Genomic DNA, 22099 nt, shown 5'->3' with positions numbered 1-22099 from the left:
CACCCGAGGGTGAGGTGGGGCCGGCGGTGGAGACGGTGGGGGCGGTGTCGGTCACCCCTGCATCATCGCAACCCACCGCTCGGTGGGCTCGTCGGCGGGGTAGAACAGCTCGATGGTCAGCTCCTCGAGGGTGACATCGCGTGGGGAGCCGAACGTCGTGAGGGTGCTGAAAAACGACAGCACCTGGTCGCCGAGGGCGAGCCGGAACGGCACCAGCAACTGCGGTTGTCCCCCGACTCCGGCACGGTCGCGGGCGAGACGTCCGTCGAGTGCGGCGACGGTCGGATATCCCGAGACCTCCCGTTCGAGGTCGGCGAGGCGCGGATCGCCGGTGATCCGCGCCATCCGCCGGAGCAACTCGAGCAGGTAGGTCGCCCACTCGTCGAAGTTGTGCGTGGCCCGCGCGAATCCGTCCGGATGCAGCGACACCCGGAACAGGTTGACCGGTCCGGTCTGCAGTTCGGGCGGCAACAACTCGAGAAGGGTGAGCGCGGTGTCGTTGGCCAGCACGACGTTCCAGGTCCGGTCGAGCGCCATGCCCATGTTCGGGTTGTGGGCGTCGAGCAATCGCTGGACCGACGACCGGACGTGGGCCATCGTGTCCGAGTCGAGCGGTTCCTCGCTGTAGCGGGGTGCGTGCCCGGCAGCGAGGAGCAGCGAATTTCGTTCCCGCAGTGGAACATCGAGCCGCTCGGAGAGCGCCTCGAGCAGCGCCGGACTCGGGCGTGACCGGCCGGTCTCGACGAAGCTGAGGTGACGCGGCGAGACACCGACCTCGTACGCGAGATCCAGCTGGCTCAACGAGCGGCGAGAGCGCCACTGCCGCAGCATGCTTCCCACCTCGACGGTCATGGGAGTCATGGTAGGTCCCGGGCGGAAGCGCGGCGACTACCTCACGGGTAACGGTCGCCCGGCGATCAGGACCGTAGGCAGGACTCGATCAACTCCAACGAGTGTCCGATCGTCTGGGCGAGGACCTCTTCGGGTTCGCCGTCGAACACTTCCCGGGAGGCGCTGACGCGGCCACGGTGATCCAGTCCGAACCACACCGTTCCCGGTGCCGCCTCGTCGGGTTCGGGACCGGCCTCACCGGTCACCGCGACGACGAGGTCGGCGTCGAACAACCGGGCGGTCGACGCCACCATCGCGCGCGCCGCGGTCTCGCTCACGACCGGCCCCTCGGGCACGTCGAGCAGGTCGTACTTGACGTCCTTGTGGTAGGCCACGACCCCGCCGCGGAACCACGTACCCGCGTTCGGCGCCTTGCTCAGTTCGGTTGCCAGGTTCCCGCCGGTCAGCGATTCGGCGACCGCGATCCGGACGCCTGCTTCCATCGCGGCGTCCGCCACGCGCTTGCAGGTCTCCGAGAAGTCACTCACATCCGACATCTGTCGCTCCCTCCGTGTCCGCGTCGACCATCCCTGGTTGGTATCCACAGGGCCGCGCCGTGAAACGACTACCTGGTAGGTAGTGGTGCCGGCGGCGCGGGTGCGAGACGTTGGGGACATGACCCGCATCGAGAACGACCCCGTTCGCACACGGCACACGACGGTGTTGATCTCGCCGGCGATGGGAGTGCCGGCGCGTGTGTACCGGCGCTTGACGGAGGCCCTGAGCAGAGCCGGATTCGACGTCGTGATCGTCCCTCGGCGAGGGATCGAGGAGGGAAGCGAGCCACCGTCTCGACGTTCCGACTGGTCCTATGCCGACGAGGCGGACGACCTGGCCGACGCCGTGACCGCCGCCCGGACCGAAACCCCGGAGACGAGGGTCCTGGTGCTCGGTCACAGCCTGGGTGCACAGCTGGCAGCGATCGTGACGTCACGGACCGATCGTGCTCCCGACGGGATCGTGGCGATCGGCGCCTCGGTCCCCCACTTCCGACACTACGGCGCACGCGGAATCCCGCTCGCCGCACTGGCCGCGTCGGTGACGCCGGTCGCGGCGGTGCTCGGCCGGTGGCCACGACGCGGCTTCGGCGGTCCGACGCCGCGCACGCTGATGCGGGAATGGGCGCGCATGGTGCTGACCGGGTGGGCGCCGTTCGCACTCGACTCCCGAATCGCGGTGCGAGCGTTGTCGATCCGGTTGCACGACGACGAGGTGGTGTCCGGCCGCGCCGCGGACGCCTACGACGCGGCGTTCGACAAGGACGCGATGTCGACACTGTGTTACCGGGCCTCCGACGGTCCGGCCGGGGGCGTCGCGACGCACCTCGGATGGACGCGGACGCCTGACGGGATCGTCGAGCTGATCGCGCGATGGTGGGAATCTCACGCCGTCCAGGAGCCCGATCGGGACTCGACGCGGTCGCGTGTGCGCACGGCGGTTCGTTCCGCCCAGGCGCCGGTGGCGAGATAGGCCAGCACGGCGATCGCCATGCCGCACAGTGACACCGCCATCCAGAACGGTCGTGCGGTGGCGCTCAGGTCGTCGGCCACCGTTCCCACCCGTCCAGAGAACGCGATGGCACCGGACACCGCCACGCCCAGCGCCGTCCCGACCTGGCGCCCGGTGGAGGCCATCGCGGAGGCGAGTCCCGCCTGGGTCCGCGGCATGCCCGACACCGCGGCATTCGTGATGGGCGCGTTGACCAGTCCGAAGCCGATGCCGAACACGAGGTAGGCCGAGTCGAGGTAGGTGAACGGGGTATCCGGTCCGACGCCGAGGAGAAGCACTCCGCCCGCGGCCATCCCGATCCCGCCCGCGAACAGTGGCGGCCGGGACCCCCGCGCGGCGACGAGGCGTCCCGAGACCGGCGCGCAGCACGCGGCGGCCAGAGCCATCGGGATCAGCCTCAGACCCGCGCCGAGCGGACTCAGTCCGCGTACCTCTTGCAGGTACAGGGTGTTGAGGAACAGGAACCCGCCGGTCGCCGCGAACGCGATGACTGCGCACACGACCGCGACGGTGAACGGCACACTGCCGAAGAACCGCGGGTCCAGGAGCGGCTCGTCGCGGCGCAACTCGTACCAGACGAGAACCACAGACGAGCACGCAGCGACCGCAAAACAGCCGACGATGACGCCGGACCCCCAGCCCAGCACATGCCCTTCGATGATCCCGAACGTCACGGTTCCCAACAGCACGAGGATCAACAGCTGACCCACCACATCGGCCCGTCGAGGCTGTGGCGCCCTCGACTCGGGGACGTACCGCCGGCTGAGAACGAGGGCGAGCACGCACACCGGGACATTGAGCACGAAGATCGCCTGCCAGCCCAGGCCGGAGACCAGCGCACCACCGACGACCGGGCCGAAGGCCAGACTCGCCCCGAATGCACTTCCCCACAACCCGATCGCCCGCGCACGCGCCTTCGGCTCGGTGAACACAGTGGTCACGATCGACAGGGCCACCGGGTTCAGCATCGAGCCACCGACCGCCTGGACGGCCCGGGCCGTGATGAGCACCTCCGGTGTCGGCGACACCGCGCAGAGCACCGACCCGGTTCCGAAAATCGCGAGGCCGACCCCGAAGATGCGTCTGCGACCAAGCCGGTCGCCGGTGGTGCCGCCGAGGATGAGCAGGCTCGCGACGACCAGCGTGTACGAGTCGACCACCCACTGGAGCTGAGACGGCGTGGCGTCGAGATCGGCACCGATCGACGGCAGCGCCACGTTGACCGCGGAGATGTCGAGGCCGACGAGGAACATGCTCAGACAGCAGACGACCAGGATGACGCATCGACGCCCGGTCGTGGACATGGAGCCAATGTAGAACGCCGACCCCGGGGCAGGCGCCGACCCGGTGAGGATCATGCCCACCGGGAACGAGACCGCGAGGCGCCGGGATCGTCGTAGTCTGGGCCCACGCGCACCGCCGAGGAGAAAGCCGAGGTCCCATGTCGAAGATCCTGGTGTTCGGACACCGCAACCCCGACACCGATGCCATCGGGGCTGCGATCGGCCTCGCCCACCTCGAAGCCGCGCTGGGCAGCGATGTCGAGGCCGTCGCCCTGGGCCGGCCGAGTCTCGAAACCGCCTTCGCCTTGGACCATTTCGGACTCGACGCACCGCGCGTCATCGAAACGGCCGCGCCGGCGGAGGTCATGCTCGTCGACCACAACGAGCGCCAGCAGAGCGTCGCCGACATCACCGACGTGACCGTCCTGAAAGTCATCGACCACCATCGGATCGCCAATTTCGAGACGGCTGCGCCGCTGTACATGCGCGTCGAACCGGTCGGATGCACCTGCACGATCCTCACCCGGATGTATGCGGAGAACGGGGTCGAGATCCCGCGCCCAGAGGCGGGCATCATGCTGTCGGCGATCATCTCCGACACCCTGTTGTTCAACTCCCCCACCTGCACCGACGCTGACCGTGCCGCCGCCGCGGAGCTCGCCGCGATCGCGGGCGTCGACGTCGACGAGTACGGCGACGCGCTTCTACGGGCCGGGACCGCGCTCGGCGACGAGCCGGTGTCGGCGATCATCGGACGGGACTCCAAGAGCTTCGAAATGGGGCCGAAGACGGTGCGGGTCTCGCAGATCACCACGGTCGACTCCGCCGAGGTGCTCGCACGCCGCGACGAGTTCCTGACGGCGATGGCCGCCGAGAAGGAGGCAGCCGGCTACGACCTCTACCTCCTGCTCATCACCGATGTGATCAAGGCCGACTCGGATCTGCTGGTGGTCGGCGAACCCGCCTCGGCGGTCGAACAGGCACTCGGGGTCACCGTGGCGGACGGCCATGCCTTCGGCAAAGGCGTCGTCTCGCGCAAGAAGCAGATCGTCCCGCAGTTGACCGAAGTGCTGGACGTCTGAGCGGTCTCTGGCCTCCCCGCGCACATCCGCTGTCGAGAGAGGACTCGTAACAACATAATTCGAGGACAACGCAAACAGGCGCCCCCCATCTACCACACAGCACCGACAAGTTGTCCCGACGAATACCGTTGCACAACAGAAACTTTCGGGTTGCGAGATGCCGGCTGTGGTGTAAACTCGAACGTACATTCGCAGCTACGGTACTTGGGGGGTGGCCATGTCTGACGGATCAGCGACGCCGCAGCCGCGTGCCGTCGAGTTGATTGCCGACCTCCACCGCATCGTGGACGAGTTGCAGACGGTCAACCTGGGGCCGTGCACCGATGCCGAGTTGGCCGAAGTGGCAGCCGATACCGAGAAAGCGATCGCACGGTTGACTGTTGCCGGTGACCGGCAGATCGATCAGGTCGAGGCCCGCGACCTGCCCCGCAAAGCCGGGTGCCGAACACTCATGCAGTACATGACCCACCGGCTACGAGTGTCGAACCCGATGCGACGCCGTAAGCAAATGGACGCCACCGCGACCCGCACCAGCCTCGGCGGCGACATACTGGAACCCGAAAACCCGACCCTGGCTGAGGCTTTCGCCGCAGGAGCGGTCGGTTCCGCGCACGTGCAGGCCGCCCTCGATGTCCTCGACCAGATTCCCCACGGAATCGACCACGACGTGAAAGTCGCGGCCGAGCGACAGATGGCCGAGATCGCCACCGACCACACACCCGCCGACATCACCCAACTCGGTGCCCGGCTGCTGGCACACCTCGATCCCGACGGCACATTGGCTGATGACACCGACCAGAAACGACGCCGCAACCTGTGGATCGGTCGGCAACGCGCCGATGGCACCGCCAAGATCTCGGGCACCCTCACCCCCGAACTCGCCGCCCGGTTGACGATGATGTTCGCGGTCTGGGGTAAACCCGGACTCAACAACCCCGACGACCCCCACTCACCGTCCGGACCCGCCGGGACCGCTGACCCCGACGCCCTGACCACCGCAGCCGACCGTGACAGCCGTACTCCCGCGCAGATCAATCACGACGCGCTCGACGCCGCCCTGGCCGCAGGTTTCGCCGACGGGACCCTTGGAAAGTCGCACCGCGGATTGCCCGTGCAACTGATCGTCAAAGCCGACCTCAACGACCTCATCCGCGAAGCCGGACTCGCGACCACCGCCACCGGCACCGTGCTGCCCATCCCGGACCTGATCGCGATGGCCGGTGAGGTCCAACCGTGGTTGGCGATCTTCAAAAACGCCACCGCCGTCCCGCTGCACTTCGGGCGCGGGAAACGACTCGCCACCCGCGAACAACGCCTCGTCTCCTTCGCCCGCCCCGACGGCGAGGTGTGCTCGACGCCCGGGTGTGATCAGCCCGCCACCCACGTCGAGCTTCATCACGCCCAGAAGGACTGGGCCAAGGGTGGTCTCACCGACATCGACGACCTCGCCCCAGCCTGTCCCCGTCATAACCGCATGGTCGGTGACCAACCCGGGCAGTACACCACCCGCATCGCCCGGTCCGGACCCGACGAAGGCCGCTGCCTCTGGCGACTCAACGCCGAACCCGGCGCACCACCCAACCCCGAACGCCTCAACCGCCGACCCGACATACCCCGGCGATTCACACAACACCTGAACACCGTGCGCGAACAGATCCACGGACCACCAACGCGGTCCGGTGATCACGCGCGCCCGAACAACCGGCACCACGACGACGCGCGTCGCTCATGGTCGAGAACCAGCCACGTCATCGACGTGAGACCAACCCGACCCGGCCAACGACAGCTCCAACCCTCCCTCGTCGAAGCATTCCTAGCCGAGCTCCTCGCACGCAACTGACTGCGCTGCTACGCAAGAGGACCCGTCGTAGCTCGCCGACCTCGACGTGCTCCTTCGTCGCTTGCTCGGCCCGGCGGCTATCGCTCCTCATACCTCAGTGTCTGCGGCGGCTGGTGAGTAGCTTGGCGCGTCGAGACGTTCCGCATTCTTCGGATCGTCTAGCTGCCCACGCCCTCCCCGTGCCGGCCCGCACCGCCGGCGAATCTGCTTGCGCCGGCCAGGGTGTCGGTGGCGAGCGAGACCATGCCGTGTCGGAGTTCGTTGGCGATGGCCGCGTCCGTGTCCAGGCCGTCCTGCTCGAGGACCGACAGCCGGTCCTGGCGCATGCACGTCTGCGGGAACGCGGCGATCTCCGTGGCCAGCGCGATCGCGGCCGGTAGCGCGGTCCCGGACGGGACGACGCGATTGGCGAGCCCGATCGACAGGGCCTCACTGGCGGGTACCGCCCGGCCGGTCAGCACGAGATCCATGGCCCGGCTCTCACCGATCAGGCGCGGAAGTCGAACGGTCCCACCGTCGATCAGCGGGACACCCCAGCGACGGCAGAACACCCCGAAGACGGCGTCGTCGTCGACCACACGCAGGTCCGCCCACAGCGCCAGCTCCAGTCCGCCGGCCACGGCGTGCCCGGAGATCGCCGCGATGACCGGCTTGGACAACGTCATCCGCGTCGGGCCCATCGGACCGTCACCGTCGGGTGCCACCCGATTCGGGTCACCGTCCGAGATGGCCTTGAGATCGGCTCCGGCGCAAAAGGTCCCGCCTTCGCCGTAGAGCACCGCGACCGACACCGAGTCGTCGGCGTCGAACCGCCGGAAGGCATCCGCCAGCGCATCGGCCGTCGCCCGGTCGACGGCGTTGCGCCGATCCGGCCGGTCGATCCCGATGATCCGCACCGGCCCCTCGGACCGCTCCAGAACCGTCATCGCCTGTCCCCCGTCCCTCGATCCGGTGGCGAAGTACGTCAGGTGTTGAAGTACTTCGCCTCCGGATGGTGCAACACGAACGCGTCGGTCGACTGCTCGGGATGCAACTGCAACTCCTCGGACAATTCGACGCCGATCCGCCCTGGCTCGAGCAACTCCATCATCTTCGCGCGGTCCTCGAGGTCGGGGCAGGCGCCGTAACCGAACGAGAAACGCGCGCCACGGTATTCGAGGTCGAAGAAGCCCTGGGCGTTCTCCGGGTCCTCGCTGGCCATCGTGCGGTCGCCGAACGCGAGTTCGCTGCGCACCCGCTGGTGCCAGTATTCGGCGAGCGCCTCGGTCAGCTGCACGCCGATGCCGTGTACCTCGAGGTAGTCGCGGTAGGCGTTGTCGGCGAACAGCTTGTTGGCGAAGTCGGCGATCGGCTGTCCCATGGTGACGAGCTGGAACGGCAGCACGTCGACCTTTCCGGCGGCCGTCGCGTCGGGGCGGGACCGGATGAAGTCCGCGATGCACAGGAACCGCGACCGCTGCTGACGCGGGAACGTGAAGCTGAACCGCACCGGCGCATCGGGTTCCGGCTCGGTGAGCACGTGGACGGTGTCGCCGTCGCTGACCGCCGGGTAGTACCCGTAGACCACCGCGGCGTGCTGCAGGATGTTCTCGGTCGACAGGCGATCGATCCAGTACCGCAGTCGCGGACGGCCCTCGGTCTCGACGAGGTCCTCATACGACGGCCCGTCACCACCGCGGGCGCCCCGAAGACCCCACTGACCCAGGAACAGCGCGCGCTCGTCGAGGAGCTGCATGTAGTCCGCGATCGGGACGCCCTTGACGATCCGCGACCCCCAGAACGGCGGGGTCGGGATCTCGTTGTCGGCGGCCACATCCGAGCGGGCCGGCACCTCGACGGGTTCCTCGGCGGCCTTGCGCTTGGCCGCGATGCGCTTCGATCGCTCATGGCGGGCCTTGCGTTCGGCGGCCTTCTCCGCCGCGGCCTTCGCCTCGTCGCTGTCCGGGTCGGGTCCCCCGCCGCGTTTGGTCGCCATGATGTCGTCCATCAGGCGCAGACCCTCGAAAGCGTCACGCGCATAGTGCACGTCGCCCTCGTAGGTCTCGGAGAGATCGTTCTCGACGTAGGAGCGGGTGAGTGCGGCGCCGCCGAGGAGGACCGGGTACTCGTCGGCGAGCCCGCGGGAGTTGATCTCCTCGAGGTTCTCCTTCATCACCACGGTCGACTTGACCAGCAGCCCGGACATCCCGATGACGTCCGCCCGCTTGTCCGCGGCGACGTCGAGGATGGTCGCGATCGGCTGTTTGATGCCGATGTTGACGACCTCGTACCCGTTGTTGGACAGGATGATGTCGACGAGGTTCTTGCCGATGTCGTGCACGTCGCCCTTGACGGTGGCGAGGACGATGCGTCCCTTGCCGTCCTCGCCGGTGGCCTCCATGTGCGGCTCGAGATGCGCCACCGCGGTCTTCATCACCTCGGCGGACTGCAGCACGAACGGCAGCTGCATCTGGCCCGAACCGAAGAGTTCGCCGACGGTCTTCATCCCGGCCAGCAGCGTGTCGTTGATGATCGTCAGCGGCGGGACCTGGGTCATCGCCTCGTCGAGGTCGTCGGTCAGACCGTTGCGCTCACCGTCGACGATCCGGCGCTCCAGGCGCTCGAACAGCGGCAGCTTCGCCAGTTCCTGGGCCCGCGACTCACGCGCCGAGGCGGCCGAGACACCCTCGAACAGCTCCATGAGCTTCTGCAGCGGGTCGTAACCCTCACGTCGACGGTCGTAGACGAGGTCGAGGGCGACCTCGCGGTGCTCCTCCGGGATCCGGGCCATCGGCAGGATCTTCGACGCGTGCACGATCGCGGTGTCGAGGCCGGCCTGTACGCACTCGTGCAGGAAGACCGAGTTGAGCACCTGTCGCGCAGCGGGATTGAGCCCGAAGGAGATGTTCGAGATGCCCAGCGTGAAGTGCACGTCGGGGTGGGCCTCGTGCAGCCGGCGGATGGCCTCGATGGTCTCGATGCCGTCGCGTCGGACTTCTTCCTGACCCGTCGAGATCGGGAAGGTCAGCGTGTCGAGGATGATGTCCTCTTCGGCGAGTCCCCAGTTGCCGGTGATGTCGGCGATCAGCCGCTCGGCCACCCGGACCTTCCAGTCCGCGGTACGCGCCTGCCCCTCCTCGTCGATGGTGAGCGCGACGACCGCCGCCCCGTGCTCGACGACGAGCTGCATGATCTTGGTGAACCGCGAATCCGGTCCGTCGCCGTCCTCGTAGTTGACCGAGTTCACCGCGCAGCGCCCGCCCAGCGACTCCAGACCGGCTCGGATGACCTCCGGCTCGGTGGAGTCGAGCATGATCGGCAGCGTCGACGAGGTGGCGAACCGGCTGGCGAGGGCCGTCATGTCGGCGGCGCCGTCGCGACCGACGTAGTCGACGTTGAGGTCCAGCATGTGCGCGCCGTCGCGTGTCTGGTCCTTCGCGATGTCGAGGCACTTCTGGTAGTCCTCGGCGATCATCGCCTCGCGGAAGGCCTTGGAGCCGTTGGTGTTCGTGCGCTCACCGATCACCAGGAAGCTGGCGTCCTGGTCGAAGGGCACCGCGGAGTACAGCGACGACGTCTCCGACTCGTGTTCCGGGGTCCGGGTCGCCGGGGTCACCTCGGACACCGCGTCCGCGACCTGCCGGATGTGTTCGGGTGTCGTGCCGCAACAGCCGCCGACGAACTGCAGGCCGAACTCGCCCACGAACTGCGACATGGCCTGCGCGAGTTCCTCGGGCGTCAGCGGGTACTCGGCGCCGTTGGCACCGAGGACCGGCAGACCGGCATTGGGCATCACCGACACCGGGATGCGCGCGTGCTTGGAGAGGTACCGCAGGTGCTCGCTCATCTCGGCGGGACCGGTGGCGCAGTTCAGGCCGATCAGATCGATACCGAGCGGCTCCAGCGCCGTCAGCGCGGCACCGATCTCCGAGCCGAGGAGCATCGTGCCGGTCGTCTCGACCGTGACGTGGGAGATGATCGGGATCCTGCGGCCCACCCGCTCCATCGCACGGCGGGCGGCCACCACCGCCGATTTGACCTGCAGCAGATCCTGCGAGGTCTCGATCAGGATCGCGTCGGCACCGCCCTCGAGCATGCCGATGACGCATTCCAGGTAGGCGTCGCGGATGGCCGCATACGTGGTGTGGCCGAGGCTGGGCAGCTTGGTGCCCGGCCCGATCGAACCCAGGACGAAACGGTCGGTGCCGTCGGCCGAGGGACCCATCTCGTCGGCGACGCCGCGCGCGATCGTCGTTCCACTGTACGACAGCTCCCGGATCCGGTCCGCGATGTCGTAATCGCCCAGATTCGAGAGGTTGCACCCGAAGGTGTTGGTCTCCACGGCGTCGGCGCCGGCCTCGAAGTACGCACGGTGGATGCCCTCGAGGACGTCGGGCCGGGTGTCGTTGAGGATCTCGTTGCAACCCTCGAGGCCACGGAAATCGTCGAGCGTCAGATCCGCGGCCTGCAGCATGGTGCCCATCGCCCCGTCGCCGATCAGTACCCGACGCGACATCGCCGACAGAAATGTCGTGTCGAAATCGCGTGGATCGGTTCCGGAGAAGTCAGGGGACATGGTTGACAGCGTAGTTCGCCCTCTCTGCGTGTTCGGTCGTAGGCTGGATCGGTGAACGCTGAGCAGACGTCGAACCTTCCCCAGCTGCGCAGACCCATTCTGCTCGCGGCCTTCGAGGGGTGGAACGACGCCGGGGACGCCGCCAGCAGCGCTGTCGAGCACCTGGCACTCGAATGGGACGCCCGACCCCTCGCCGACATCGACTCCGATGAATACTACGACTTCCAGGTCAATCGCCCCACCGTGAATCAGATCGACGGGGTCACGCGCCGGATCGACTGGCCGACGACGTCGATCTCGTACTGCAGCCCGCGGGGCGCCGACCGCGACATCGTGCTGGTCCGCGGCATCGAACCCAACATGCGGTGGCGGGCGTTCTGCGCCGAGATCGTCGACCTCGCGCAAGAGCTCGGTGTCGAGACCACGGTGATGCTGGGCGCGTTGCTCGCCGACACCCCGCACACCCGCCCGGTGCCGGTGACCGGTGCGGCCTACAGCAGCGAGTCCGCGGCCCGGTACAACCTCGCGGAGAGTCGCTACGAGGGACCGACCGGCATCACCGGCGTGCTCCAGGATCTCTTCGTCCAGGCGGGTCTGCCGGCCGTCTCGTTCTGGGCGGCCGTCCCCCACTACGTGTCGACGCCGCCGAACCCGAAGGCCACGGTGGCGCTGCTGACCCGGGTCGAGGAGGTCCTCGACATAGAGGTGCCGCTCGGCACCCTCCCCGAGCAGGCGGAGGAATGGGAACGCGCGGTCACCGAGATGACCGAGGACGACGAGGAGATCGCCGACTACGTGCGCGGGCTCGAGGAGCGCGGGGATGCCGAGGTCGACACCGACGAGGTCATGGCGAAGATCGACGGCGACGCGCTGGCCGCGGAGTTCGAGCGCTACCTCAAACGTCGCGGCCAGGGCCCGTTCGGACCCTGAACCAGGCGTCCGGCCGGAATCCGGGTCGTCAGCCGATCTTCTCGATGGACACCACCGGGGTGGTGATCCGCCACGTGCGGACGTCGGGATCGTCGGCGGCGCGCACCCAGAATTGCGCGGACTCCCCCAGGCGACAGGACTTCACCCCGAGCAGCGGGATGTCCTCGGAGTCGCGTCGGAGCCTGCTGACCGTCCAGTCCTCGTTCTCGGTGCCGCCGACCCCGGGGGCCCGGAGCAGCGTCATCTCGGTGAAATCCAGCAGGTAGGTCGACGTCCGGGTGACGACGGTGTACACCCCGGCGTCGGTCTCGGGTCGGATCTCTTGCACGCGCGCCACGTCAGCACTCTACCCAGACGTCGGCGCGCGGACATCCGGGTGTGGGGACAACGCCTATCGGACGTCGGGGACGAGCGGGATTCCCAGCAGCGCGTCGACCGCGGCCGCGAGTTCGGCGGGCGCCGTCGTCGACGAACCGATTCCGTTGCGGACATCCGCGCACCAACCGTCCACTGCGGCAAGCGCTTTAGGGGTGTCGAGATCGTCGGCGAGATGCTGGCGGAGCCGCGCGATGACCGGTTCGGCGTCGGGTCCGGTACTCGCGCCGAGCGCCGCACGCCAGCGACCGAGGCGTTCGACGGCCGTGTCCAGGACCGCGTCCGTCCACATCCGGTCACCGCGGTAGTGGTCGGCGAGCAGTGCGAGTCGGATGGCCGCGGGGTCCACGCCCTCGCGACGCAGGACCGACACGAACACGAGATTGCCACGACTCTTCGACATCTTCTCGCCGTCGAGCCCGACCATCCCGGTGTGCACGTAGTGCCGGGCGAACCGCCGCGAACCGGTGAGGGCCTCCCCGTGGGCCGCCGAGTACTCGTGGTGCGGATAGATGAGATCGTTACCGCCGCCCTGGATGTCGAACTCGATCCCGAGCCGGTTCAGCGCGATCGCCGAACACTCGATGTGCCAGCCCGGCCGGCCCGGACCGAACGGCGACTCCCACGACGGCTCGCCCGGACGTTCGGCGCGCCACAGCAGCGCGTCGAGCGGATCGCGTTTGCCGGGACGATCGGGATCGCCGCCGCGCTCGGCGAAGAACCGTTCCATGGTCTCGCGGTCGTACCCCGACTCGTAGCCGAACTGTTCGGTGGCATCGGTGCGGAAATAGACGTCCGGGAACTGCGCGTCGTCGACGGTGTAGGCGGCCCCGGAGGCCAGCAGCTTGCCGACGACCTCGACGACCTCGTTGACCGACTCGACCGCGCCGATGTAATCGCGCGGGGGCAGGACGCGCAGAGCGGTCATGTCGTCGCGGAACAGCTGCGTCTCCCGCGCCCCGAGATCACGCCAGTCGACGCCGTCCCGGTCCGCCCGTTCGAACAGCGGGTCGTCGACGTCGGTGACGTTCTGCACGTAGTGGACCTCGTGGCCCTGATCGCGCAGGATCCGGTTGACCTGGTCGAAGGTCACATAGGTGGCGGCGTGCCCCAGGTGGGTCGCGTCGTAGGGGGTGATGCCGCACACGTACATGGTCGCGGTGGCCCCGGGGGCGACGGGACGGACCGCACGGTCGGCGGTGTCGTAGAGACGGAGGGCGGGTCCACTGCCCGGTACGGCGGGGAGTTCGAGATCGGGCCACGTCTGCATGCGTCCACTGTATTGCCCACCGCGCGCAGGCCCTTCACGGCCTCGTCCGGGACGGAGCGCACTCGCTCAGAACGGCGGCCACGGGATGGGCCGGTGACCGGGCGGGTGCGGCATGGTCGCGCTCTCGGCGACCACGATCGCGCGGATCGCGAGCGACTCGATCTCGTCGGGCGTGATGTGTTCGGCGAGCTGTACGCGCAGGGCCGAGCCGTCGGTCTCCAAGCGCTCCGCCAGTTCGGCGACATCGGCGACGAGGTGCCCGGGTACCGGTTCGCCCGCCCAGCCCCACAGCACCGTGCGCAGCTTGTCCTCCTCGTGCAGGCAGATGCCGTGGTCGATCCCGTAGACGGTGCCGTCCAGACCTTCCAGGACGTGACCGCCCTTGCGGTCGGCGTTGTTGAGGATGACGTCGAGCACCGACATGCGCTGCAACCGCGGATCGTCGGCGTGCACCAGCACGACGGGGTCGCCGTACGGGTCGTAGGCCTGCAGGACCGCGAGATAGCCGGTGGGTACCGCGCCCACCGGGCACAGGTCGACCAGGTCGACCCGCGGTTCGGTCTCCGGGATCGGGTGATCGGTGTTGTCGGGTGTCTCGACCCAGCGCTGCACCATCCCGGGCCCGAGCGGCCCGTCGCGGTGCACCGTGGTCGGGATCGTGTCCCACCCCAGCGCCTCCGAGATCAGATACGACGCCACTTCCCGTCCGGCGAGCGTGCCGTCGGGGAAGTCCCACAGCGGGACCTCACCGCGCACCGGTTTGTAGACACAGCGCACCGAGGTCCGGTCGTCGAGCACCGCATCGCAGACGAGCGTCGCGTTGCTTGCCGACGGGATCCGGCCGAGGATGGTGAGTTCGCCGTCGCGGAGGACGTGGTCGACCGCGGGCTCGTCAGTCACGCGCGGAAGAGCCGGCGTCACCGGGCTCGTCGGGGTCGTCCGGGTCACCCGACGGCGGGGTGTCCCCCGCCTGACCGAAGGGGTCGTCATCGGCCGCCAGGCCCGGATCATTCTGTGCGGCAAGGCTGTTGAAGACATCGGGGTCGATGAAGTCGAGGGATTTGCTCAACTCCGCATCCCGTTTGTATCCGTTGGTCCGGATACACAGGTGACCTTCGGGATCGAGCGGTTCGCTGCACAACGGGCACGGCTGTCGTCCCGCGGATATCACCCTCGACGAACGGGCGGCGAACTCGCGGGCCGCCGCGGTCGTCAGGAAGACCCGCACCGCGTCCGGGCCCTCGTCGGTGTCGTCGAGGACCACGCTCTCGTCGAACTCCCCCTCGGTGATGGCAAGCAACTCGACCACGACCGCCTCGGATTCGGCGTCCCAGCCGAGACCCATGGTGCCGACCCGGAACTCGGCGTCGACCGGCATCACCAGCGGACTCAGGTCACCGACCCGGTCGGTCTCCGGCGGGATCGGCGTGCCGAAGCGTCGGTGGATCTCGTCGAGCAGGGCACCGATCCGGTCGGCGAGGATCTGCACCTGCTGCTTCTCCAGCATCACGCTGATGATGCGGGCCTCGTGGACCGCCTGGAGGTAGAACGTGCGGTCACCGGGTTGCCCGATCGTGCCCGCCACGAAGCGGTCCGGGCTCCGGAACACGTGAATCGCTCGAGACATCACACCTCCTTCGTCGTCTGGTTCATTATCCCGATGTCGCCGGGATCGTCGCGGCACCGTTGGCGGACGGCGCGACATCCGCGCCCGTGTCGCCGCCCACCACCGCGTCGTCGGACGGTCGTTGCCCGTCCTGCGCCGGCGGCGGGGGCTTCGGGATGGACAGCAACTCGGTCGCATTTACCGTATGGACATACGGCCGCGACGGCGTGTAGCGGATCACGCTGATCGACGCCGGTTCGACGACGATGCGCTGGAAGGCGTCGAGGTGGCTGCCCATGGCGTCGGCGATGATCGACTTGATCACGTCACCGTGCGAGCAGGCGATCCACACCCCGGAACCGTCCGGGCCGCCGTGGACGCGGTCCAGTTCGCGGATGGCGCGTACGGCCCGTGCCTGTACGTCGGCGAGTCCCTCCCCGTCGGGGAAGATCGCGGCCGACGGCTGCCGCTGCACGACCTTCCACAGCGGTTCCTTCAGCAGTTCCGAGATCGGACGCCCGGTCCACCCGCCGTAGTCGACCTCGGCGAGATCGTCCACGACGATCTCGGGTGGCGCCTGACCACCGGCGGCCAGCGCCGCCAGCAATGGCTGGACGGTCTCGGCGCACCGATCGAGCGGCGAACGCGCCACCGCGCGAATGGACCCGAGATGGTCGCCGAGGCGCCGAACCAGATCATCGGCCTGGACGCGCCCGCGGTCGTCGAGGTGGACGCCGGCGCTGCGACCGGCGAGCACCCCTGAGGTGTTCGCCGTCGAACGGCCGTGCCGGAGAAGGATCACGGTCATCCCACAACCATAGGCACCGGCCCGGCGGGACCGCACGGCGCGACCGCCCGGCGCCGCGGCCGTGGCATCAGGTCGCCGAGACGACGCCGGTCGACAGCAGGATGATCAGCGTGACGCCCAGCACGATGCGATAGGCGCCGAACCAGTTCATGGAGTGCGCGCTGACGAACTTGAGCAGCCAGGCGATCGCGGCATAACCGACGACGAACGCGACCAGCGTCGCGACGAGCAGCTGGGGCCCGCTGGCCTCCATGCCCTCCCCGCTCGGGTTGAACGCGTCCGGGAGGCTGAACAGGCCGGATGCGGTGACCGCGGGGATGGCCAGCAGGAAGGAGAAGCGGAAGGCGGCCTCGCGTTCGAGTCCAAGGAACAGGCCGGCACTAGCGGTCGCACCTGAGCGCGACACGCCCGGGATCAGCGCCAGACACTGGGCGCCGCCCATCACGAGGCCGTCCCGCAGGGTGAGCTGCTCGAGGTTCCGCTGCTTCTGCCCGTAGCGCTCGGCCAGCCAGAACACGCCGGCGAACACGATCAACATGATGGCGACGAGCCACAGATTGCGTCCGGTGGTGCGTATCTCGTCCTTGAACAGGAAGCCGATCAGGCCGATCGGGATGGTCGCGAAGATCACGTACCAGCCGATCCGGTAGTCGACGTTCCGCTCGTCGGCATGGCGGAGCCCGCGGAACCACGCGGTGATGATGCGGACGATGTCGCGGGCGAAGAAGACGAGGACCGCGGCCTCGGTGCCGAGCTGCGTGACCGCGGTGAAGGAGGCGCCGGCGTCCTCGCCGAACATCAGTTCGGAGGCGATCCGGAGATGCCCGGACGACGAGATCGGCAGGAACTCGGTGAGACCCTGCAACGCCCCGAGGACGATCGACTGGGTCCACGTCATGGTGTCGGTCACGGCGCCCGATGCTACTTGGGACCGCCGCAGCCGACCCGACACGGCGACACGGCCCCGACCCGCCTGAGCGGCGCGCGGAAGCGGTCGCGCAAGATGGGGACATGCTCTTCCCGCGACCTTCACGCCCAAGTCACCAGTCCCACACGGGCATGTCGCGGCTACGGGGTCCGATCGCGGCCACGGCGGCACTGGTCATCGGTGTGGGCATGATCACCGCGTGCGGCTCCGACGACGGCACCCCTGACGTACCGACCGTCGTGCCCGCGACCGCGCCGGAGGCGCCCGCGAATTCGACGACGGCTCCCGCGGGCACCGTCGTGCCCGCCCCGGCCGGGGCGCGTGCGCTCGCCGCGTCGGGTGGCAGCGTCGCCGTCCTCACGGCCGACGGCAACCAGATCCTCCGCTACGACGCCGGGGCGCTGACGACCCCGCCGCAGACGGTCGCGGTCCCGGGCCTCACCGCCCTGGCCGCCGGCGACGACGGCGGGTTCGTCGGCGCGGGCCCGGGTGCGCTCGTCGTCGTCGATGCCGACGGGCGGGTCCGCACGGGCGACCTCGAGTCCGACCAGCCGACGGCGATCGCCCGGACCACGGCCGGGCTGCTCGTCGTCGGCACGGCCGATGGACGAGTCCTCGTGTACGACAACGACTTCGCGAAGAAGCACGACGTCGATCGCTTCGTACGGGTGGACTCGGTGACGGCCGCGCCCGAGTCTGCGGAAGGCCTCGACGGCCAGGTCGTCGTCCTGGATCGGGCGCAGTCGTCGGTGACCCCCGTCGACCCCGAATCCGGTGAACTGGGGCCGGCGCTGCGTGCGGGCAACGGGGCCACCAACTCGACCGTCGACGAGTTCGGACGCGTGCTGGTCGCCAACACCCGTGACGGCGAGATCCTCGGCTTCTTCGGATCACCACAGGTGATGCGCTTTCGCTACCCGGTGGCCGGCGGACCGTACGCCGTAGACTACGACGACACCCGAGACCTGCTCTGGGTCTCGACGACCGGCGACAACGAGGTGGTGGCATTTGACCTGGCAGACGGTGAACCCACCGAGGTCCGGCGGTTCGCCTCGGTCGTACAGCCCGACCGCATCGTGGTCGACGGATCGGGCACCGTCTACGTGCTCTCGGCGCGGAACGGCGGACTCCAGGTGGTTCCCGACGACGGGCGGGCCGAATGAACCCCGGCGCCGGGAGCGAAGCGAGCGGGCCGAATGAATCCCGGCGCCGGGAGCGAAGCGAGCGGGCCGAATGAATACTGACCGGCGTCCGCACGCTCGTAGTGCGCGTACTGCTGCGCGCCTCGGTTCCCGCTATCCCGACGGGTGGGAGGTCACCTCGGAGGATGTCGAGTGCATCCTGCTACGTCTTCCCCCTGACGTCACCCGGGTGACCGCCTCGATGCGGTTGGCCCTCGAGGCGGAGTTCGGCGGTTGGGAGCTGTCCCGGGTGCGCCTCTACTCCGACGGAACCCGCAAGGTGCTGCTCAAACGGCGCCGACCCCCGCGAGGTTCACGCGGGCCCGACACCGCCGACCCGACCGGCGGCCGGTCCACCGGATTGACCGACAACGACCCACGGAGCGCCCGCGCATGCTGATGTCCCGCAGCACCACCCGAGTACTTCCCGTGCTCAACCGGTGGTGCTATCCCCTGCTGCGCTCGGTCATGTTCCGCGTCGATCCGGAGCGAATCCACCACATCGTCTTCTCGGTCCTGCGCGTCGTCGGGCGGTTTCCGCCGTTGGCGTTCCTGACCGCGAGGCTGTTGGCCCGGCATGATCCGATCCTGCGGACGCGGGTGTTCGGCGTCGACTTCCCCGCCCCGATCGGTCTGGCGGCCGGGTTCGACAAGACGGCGGGCGCGGTGAACACCTGGGGTCAGCTCGGCTTCGGGTTCGCCGAGATCGGCACGATCACCGGCCAGGGGCAGCCCGGGAATCCGACGCCGCGATTGTTCCGGCTGCCCGCGGACCGTGCGCTGATCAATCGGATGGGCTTCAACAATCCCGGTGCCGAGGTGGCCGCACAGCACCTGACCGAGGTGCGCCGGGGGCCGGTGTCGGTCCCCATCGGAGCCAACATCGGCAAGACCAAGGTAGTCCCGGTCGAGGACGCCATCGACGACTACCGGCGTTCGGCGGAACTGCTCGGACCGCTCGCGGATTTCGTCGTGGTCAACGTGAGTTCGCCGAACACCCCGGGGCTGCGCGATCTGCAAGCCGTCGACTCCCTGCGGCCCATCCTGGCCGCGGTACTCGCCGCCGTGGGCGTCCCGGTGCTGGTGAAGATCGCCCCCGACCTCGTCGACGACGACGTCGACGCCGTAGCGGACCTGGCCGTGGAGCTCGGCCTGGCCGGGATCGTCGCCACCAACACCACGATCGGCCGCGAGGGTCTGCGCACCGCGTCGCACGAGGTCGACGAGATCGGTGCCGGTGGTCTGTCCGGGCCGCCGGTCGCCGCTCGGTCGCTGACGGTGCTGCGTCGCCTCTACGACCGCGTCGGCGGACGTATCGCGCTCGTCAGCGTGGGCGGCATCGAGACCGTCGACCAGGCCTGGGAGCGGATCTGCGCCGGTGCCGACCTGTTGCAGGTCTACACCGGCTTCATCTACGGCGGCCCGGTGTGGCTCGCCGAACTCCATGCCGGACTCGCCCGGCGCGCCCGCGACGGTGGCTTCGCGTCGATCTCCGACGCGGTCGGTTGCGCGGCCCGCAACCAGCCCTGACGGCCACCGATCGCCCGGTACGCAGGGCACCGGGCGATCGGCCGTGCGAGAACTCAGACGTTCTCGGCTGGTTGCTCGTAGGTGCCGACGAGGGTCGCCCGCGCGATCGCATGCGAGAACAGGTTGAAACCCAGGTAGGCCGGTGTCGCGTTCTCCGGCAGCCCGAGCGATTCGGTGTCCACGGCGTGCACGACGACGAAATAGCGGTGCGGGCCGTGTCCGGGCGGCGGCGCGGCACCGATGTAGCGGCGTAGCGAAGCGTCGTTGGTGAGAGTGACCGCGCCGTCGGGGAGCCCGGACCCGTCGTCGTCGCCGGCGCCCTCGGGCAGGCTCGTGACCGAGGCGGGGATGTCGGCGACGGCCCAGTGCCAGAACCCGGCGGCGGTCGGAGCGTCGGGGTCGTAGACGGTGACGGCGAAACTCTTGGTCTCGGCGGGGAAGCCGGACCAGCTCAGCTGCGGGGAGAGGTCCTCGCCACCCGCACCCATGATCCCGCTCACCTGCCCGTTGGCGAGTGCGGCCCCGTCGGTGAAGCTCTCCGAGGTCAGGGTGAAACCGGGAAGGCTCGGCAGCGGGGAGTACGGGTCGAATGACGACATGTGTTCACCTTTCTCACGTTTCGCGCGTCGGAAGAGTGCCGGTCGCCCTCCGAACCGGTTCGCACGGATCGGCGGGAAGGCCGTGCCGCCCACTGTAGTGATGTGCTCAGCTGTGCCGCAGAAAGTGCTCGAAGACCTTGGTGCCGAACAGAACCGAATCGACGGGCACGCGCTCGTCGACGCCGTGGAACAGCGCCGCGAAGTCGAGTTCGGGCGGCAACCGCAACGGCGCGAACCCGAAGCACCGGATGCCCAGCTTCGCGAACGCCTTGGCGTCGGTGCCGCCGGAGAGCATGTACGGCACCGTCTTTCCCTGCGGATCGTGCTCGAGGACGGCGGCGTTCATCGCATCCACCAGGTCGCCGTCGAAGGTCGTCTCGTAGGAATCGAGATGAGTGATCCACTCCCGCCGCACGTTGGGCCCGATGAGTTCGTCGATCTCCTTCTCGAACGCGGCCTGCCGCCCGGGGAGCACGCGGCAGTCGATGACCGCCTCGGCCTTCTGCGGGATGACGTTGGCCTTGTAGCCGGCCTTGAGCATCGTGGGATTGGCGGTGTCACGCAGGGTCGCGCCGATGATCCGCGCGAGGTTGCCCAGCTTGAACAGCGACGTCTCCAGGTCGGGGGCCTCGGGACTCAGGTCCAGGCCCGTCTCCGCACTGACCTCGGCCAGGAACTGGCTGACCGATTCCGTCATCACCAGGGGGAACGTGTGCCGACCGATCCGGGCGACCGCCTCGGCGACCTCGGTGACGGCGTTCTCGTCGTGCAGGAACGATCCGTGCCCGGCCCGCGCCTCGGCGGTGAGCCGCATCCACGCGAGCCCCTTCTCGGCCGTCTCGACCAGATAGAGACGTTTCTGCGTGCCGTCGGGCCGGTCGACGGTGAGCGAGAAGCCGCCGACCTCGCCGACGGCCTCGGTGATGCCCTCGAACAGGTCGGGCCGGTTCCCGACGAGCCAGTGGGCGCCCCACGCCCCGCCGGCCTCTTCGTCGGCGAGGAACGCGAACACCAGCTCCCGGGGCGGCACGGTGCCGTCTCGTTTGAACTGACGCGCGAGCGCCAGCGCCATTCCGGCCATGTCTTTCATGTCGACCGCGCCGCGGCCCCAGATGTAGCCGTCCTTGATGGCACCGGAGAACGGGTGAACACTCCAGTCGGCCGGTTCGGCGGGCACGACGTCGAGGTGGGCGTGGATCAGCAGCGCGCCGCGATCGGAGTCGGGCGGGCCGGCGAGGCGCGCAAACACGTTGCCGCGGCCGGGACGGCCGGACTCGACGTACTGCGTGGTGTAACCCACCTCCTCGAGCTGCTGGGCCACCCACTTGGCGCACTCCTCCTCGCCCTTCGTGGTCTCGGGCTCGCCCGTGTTGGAGGTGTCGAAACGGATCAATTGGCTGACCAGATCGACCACTTCGTCGGTCGCAGACTGTGAAGACACCCCTCACTCCTACGGGATTTGGGATACACGGGCAACCTCGGTTAGGGTTATCCCGCTGCAGCGAGACGGGGTCGAGAGACCACCGGCGGGAGATCGTCGGACGCTCGCCGCGGCACGCAGGTCCGAGTGGCGGAATGGCAGACGCGCTAGCTTGAGGTGCTAGTGTCCTATTAACGGACGTGGGGGTTCAAGTCCCCCCTCGGACACCAGAACAACGAGAAGAACCCCGGCTCACCGCCGGGGTTCTTCTCGTTGTGCCGCAGCCGATCTC

The 22099-nt window shown here is 68.7% G+C and carries 20 protein-coding genes and 1 tRNA gene; 8 read left to right on the top strand and 13 right to left on the bottom strand.

Going from position 1 to position 22099, the window contains the following annotated elements:
* Window positions 1-51 precede the first annotated feature (51 nt).
* Both LEL84_RS02755 and LEL84_RS02750 read right to left on the bottom strand, forming a co-directional pair.
* Window positions 52-852 (bottom strand): helix-turn-helix transcriptional regulator, encoded by an 801-nt coding sequence (locus tag LEL84_RS02755; RefSeq protein WP_058250424.1) that lies wholly within the window; start codon window positions 850-852, stop codon window positions 52-54.
* 65 nt (window positions 853-917) lie between these two features.
* Entirely contained in the window at window positions 918-1388 is a 471-nt protein-coding gene (locus LEL84_RS02750) for a CinA family protein (RefSeq protein WP_137810644.1), read from the bottom strand.
* A 118-nt stretch (window positions 1389-1506) separates the two neighbouring features.
* Here LEL84_RS02750 and LEL84_RS02745 point away from each other — a divergent pair, with 118 nt between their 5' ends.
* Window positions 1507-2361 (top strand): alpha/beta fold hydrolase, encoded by an 855-nt coding sequence (locus tag LEL84_RS02745; protein ID WP_068970058.1) that lies wholly within the window; start codon window positions 1507-1509, stop codon window positions 2359-2361.
* Here LEL84_RS02745 and LEL84_RS02740 read toward each other — a convergent pair.
* Window positions 2274-3704: an MFS transporter gene (locus tag LEL84_RS02740; protein ID WP_226513269.1), complete on the bottom strand. Its 1431-nt coding sequence runs from the start codon at window positions 3702-3704 to the stop codon at window positions 2274-2276. The two genes, LEL84_RS02745 and LEL84_RS02740, sit on opposite strands and share 88 nt — an antisense overlap.
* A gap of 137 nt (window positions 3705-3841) precedes the next feature.
* On the opposite strand from LEL84_RS02740, the gene LEL84_RS02735 reads away from it, so the two are divergent.
* Both LEL84_RS02735 and LEL84_RS02730 read left to right on the top strand, forming a co-directional pair.
* Window positions 3842-4765 carry a manganese-dependent inorganic pyrophosphatase gene (locus LEL84_RS02735; RefSeq protein ID WP_159370766.1) on the top strand — a complete coding sequence of 308 codons (924 nt, stop codon included), beginning with the start codon at window positions 3842-3844 and terminating at the stop codon, window positions 4763-4765.
* Between the two features lie 217 nt (window positions 4766-4982).
* Window positions 4983-6605 carry an HNH endonuclease signature motif containing protein gene (locus LEL84_RS02730; RefSeq protein WP_226513268.1) on the top strand — a complete coding sequence of 541 codons (1623 nt, stop codon included), beginning with the start codon at window positions 4983-4985 and terminating at the stop codon, window positions 6603-6605.
* Between the two features lie 158 nt (window positions 6606-6763).
* Here LEL84_RS02730 and LEL84_RS02725 read toward each other — a convergent pair whose 3' ends face one another.
* The gene (locus tag LEL84_RS02725) at window positions 6764-7531 is read right to left on the bottom strand and encodes a crotonase/enoyl-CoA hydratase family protein (protein ID WP_226513267.1); all 768 of its coding nucleotides are present in this window, start codon (window positions 7529-7531) and stop codon (window positions 6764-6766) included.
* Between the two features lie 38 nt (window positions 7532-7569).
* Entirely contained in the window at window positions 7570-11160 is a 3591-nt protein-coding gene (gene metH / locus LEL84_RS02720) for a methionine synthase (RefSeq protein ID WP_226513266.1), read from the bottom strand.
* 51 nt (window positions 11161-11211) lie between these two features.
* On the opposite strand from metH, the gene LEL84_RS02715 reads away from it, so the two are divergent.
* Window positions 11212-12090, top strand: coding sequence for a PAC2 family protein (locus LEL84_RS02715; protein ID WP_058250418.1), 879 nt, complete (start codon window positions 11212-11214; stop codon window positions 12088-12090).
* Between the two features lie 28 nt (window positions 12091-12118).
* On the opposite strand, the gene LEL84_RS02710 is transcribed toward LEL84_RS02715, so the two are convergent.
* From LEL84_RS02710 to LEL84_RS02685, 6 genes are all read right to left on the bottom strand, one after another.
* Window positions 12119-12427: a hypothetical protein gene (locus LEL84_RS02710; RefSeq protein ID WP_058250417.1), complete on the bottom strand. Its 309-nt coding sequence runs from the start codon at window positions 12425-12427 to the stop codon at window positions 12119-12121.
* A 54-nt stretch (window positions 12428-12481) separates the two neighbouring features.
* Window positions 12482-13735, bottom strand: a complete 1254-nt coding sequence (mshC, locus tag LEL84_RS02705; RefSeq protein WP_226513265.1) for a cysteine--1-D-myo-inosityl 2-amino-2-deoxy-alpha-D-glucopyranoside ligase — start codon at window positions 13733-13735, stop codon at window positions 12482-12484.
* Between the two features lie 66 nt (window positions 13736-13801).
* Window positions 13802-14656 (bottom strand): SCO1664 family protein, encoded by an 855-nt coding sequence (locus LEL84_RS02700; RefSeq protein WP_226513264.1) that lies wholly within the window; start codon window positions 14654-14656, stop codon window positions 13802-13804.
* Window positions 14628-15362 (bottom strand): DUF3090 domain-containing protein, encoded by a 735-nt coding sequence (locus LEL84_RS02695; RefSeq protein WP_226513263.1) that lies wholly within the window; start codon window positions 15360-15362, stop codon window positions 14628-14630. The genes LEL84_RS02700 and LEL84_RS02695 overlap by 29 nt, the downstream gene beginning before the upstream one ends.
* A gap of 25 nt (window positions 15363-15387) precedes the next feature.
* The gene (locus LEL84_RS02690; RefSeq protein WP_226513262.1) at window positions 15388-16149 is read right to left on the bottom strand and encodes an MSMEG_4193 family putative phosphomutase; all 762 of its coding nucleotides are present in this window, start codon (window positions 16147-16149) and stop codon (window positions 15388-15390) included.
* Window positions 16150-16216: 67 nt separating this feature from the next.
* Complete coding sequence (locus tag LEL84_RS02685) at window positions 16217-17059, bottom strand: undecaprenyl-diphosphate phosphatase (protein WP_058250412.1); 843 nt, start codon at window positions 17057-17059, stop codon at window positions 16217-16219.
* Window positions 17060-17208: 149 nt separating this feature from the next.
* Here LEL84_RS02685 and LEL84_RS02680 point away from each other — a divergent pair, with 149 nt between their 5' ends.
* From LEL84_RS02680 to LEL84_RS02670, 3 genes are all read left to right on the top strand, one after another.
* Window positions 17209-18240: a hypothetical protein gene (locus LEL84_RS02680; protein WP_226513261.1), complete on the top strand. Its 1032-nt coding sequence runs from the start codon at window positions 17209-17211 to the stop codon at window positions 18238-18240.
* 70 nt (window positions 18241-18310) lie between these two features.
* Window positions 18311-18658, top strand: a complete 348-nt coding sequence (locus LEL84_RS02675; RefSeq protein WP_226513260.1) for a DUF5703 family protein — start codon at window positions 18311-18313, stop codon at window positions 18656-18658.
* A complete protein-coding gene (locus LEL84_RS02670; RefSeq protein WP_226513259.1) occupies window positions 18652-19788 on the top strand; it encodes a quinone-dependent dihydroorotate dehydrogenase in 1137 nt (378 codons plus the stop codon). Before LEL84_RS02675 ends, LEL84_RS02670 begins: the two co-directional genes overlap by 7 nt.
* A gap of 53 nt (window positions 19789-19841) precedes the next feature.
* On the opposite strand, the gene LEL84_RS02665 is transcribed toward LEL84_RS02670, so the two are convergent.
* On the bottom strand, window positions 19842-20387 hold the full coding sequence (locus LEL84_RS02665; RefSeq protein WP_065632231.1) for a YbhB/YbcL family Raf kinase inhibitor-like protein: 546 nt from the start codon (window positions 20385-20387) through the stop codon (window positions 19842-19844).
* A gap of 106 nt (window positions 20388-20493) precedes the next feature.
* Window positions 20494-21828 carry a M20/M25/M40 family metallo-hydrolase gene (locus LEL84_RS02660; protein ID WP_226513258.1) on the bottom strand — a complete coding sequence of 445 codons (1335 nt, stop codon included), beginning with the start codon at window positions 21826-21828 and terminating at the stop codon, window positions 20494-20496.
* Window positions 21829-21948: 120 nt separating this feature from the next.
* Here LEL84_RS02660 and LEL84_RS02655 point away from each other — a divergent pair.
* Window positions 21949-22037 (top strand) — tRNA-Leu (locus tag LEL84_RS02655).
* The last annotated feature ends 62 nt before the right edge of the window (window positions 22038-22099 follow it).

The organism is Gordonia sp. WA4-43 (assembly GCF_020520305.1).
Classification (GTDB): Bacteria; Actinomycetota; Actinomycetes; order Mycobacteriales; family Mycobacteriaceae; genus Gordonia; species Gordonia hongkongensis.
The sequence above is the reverse complement of the archived record's forward strand: the minus strand, read 5'-3'. Positions and strand labels throughout refer to the sequence as shown.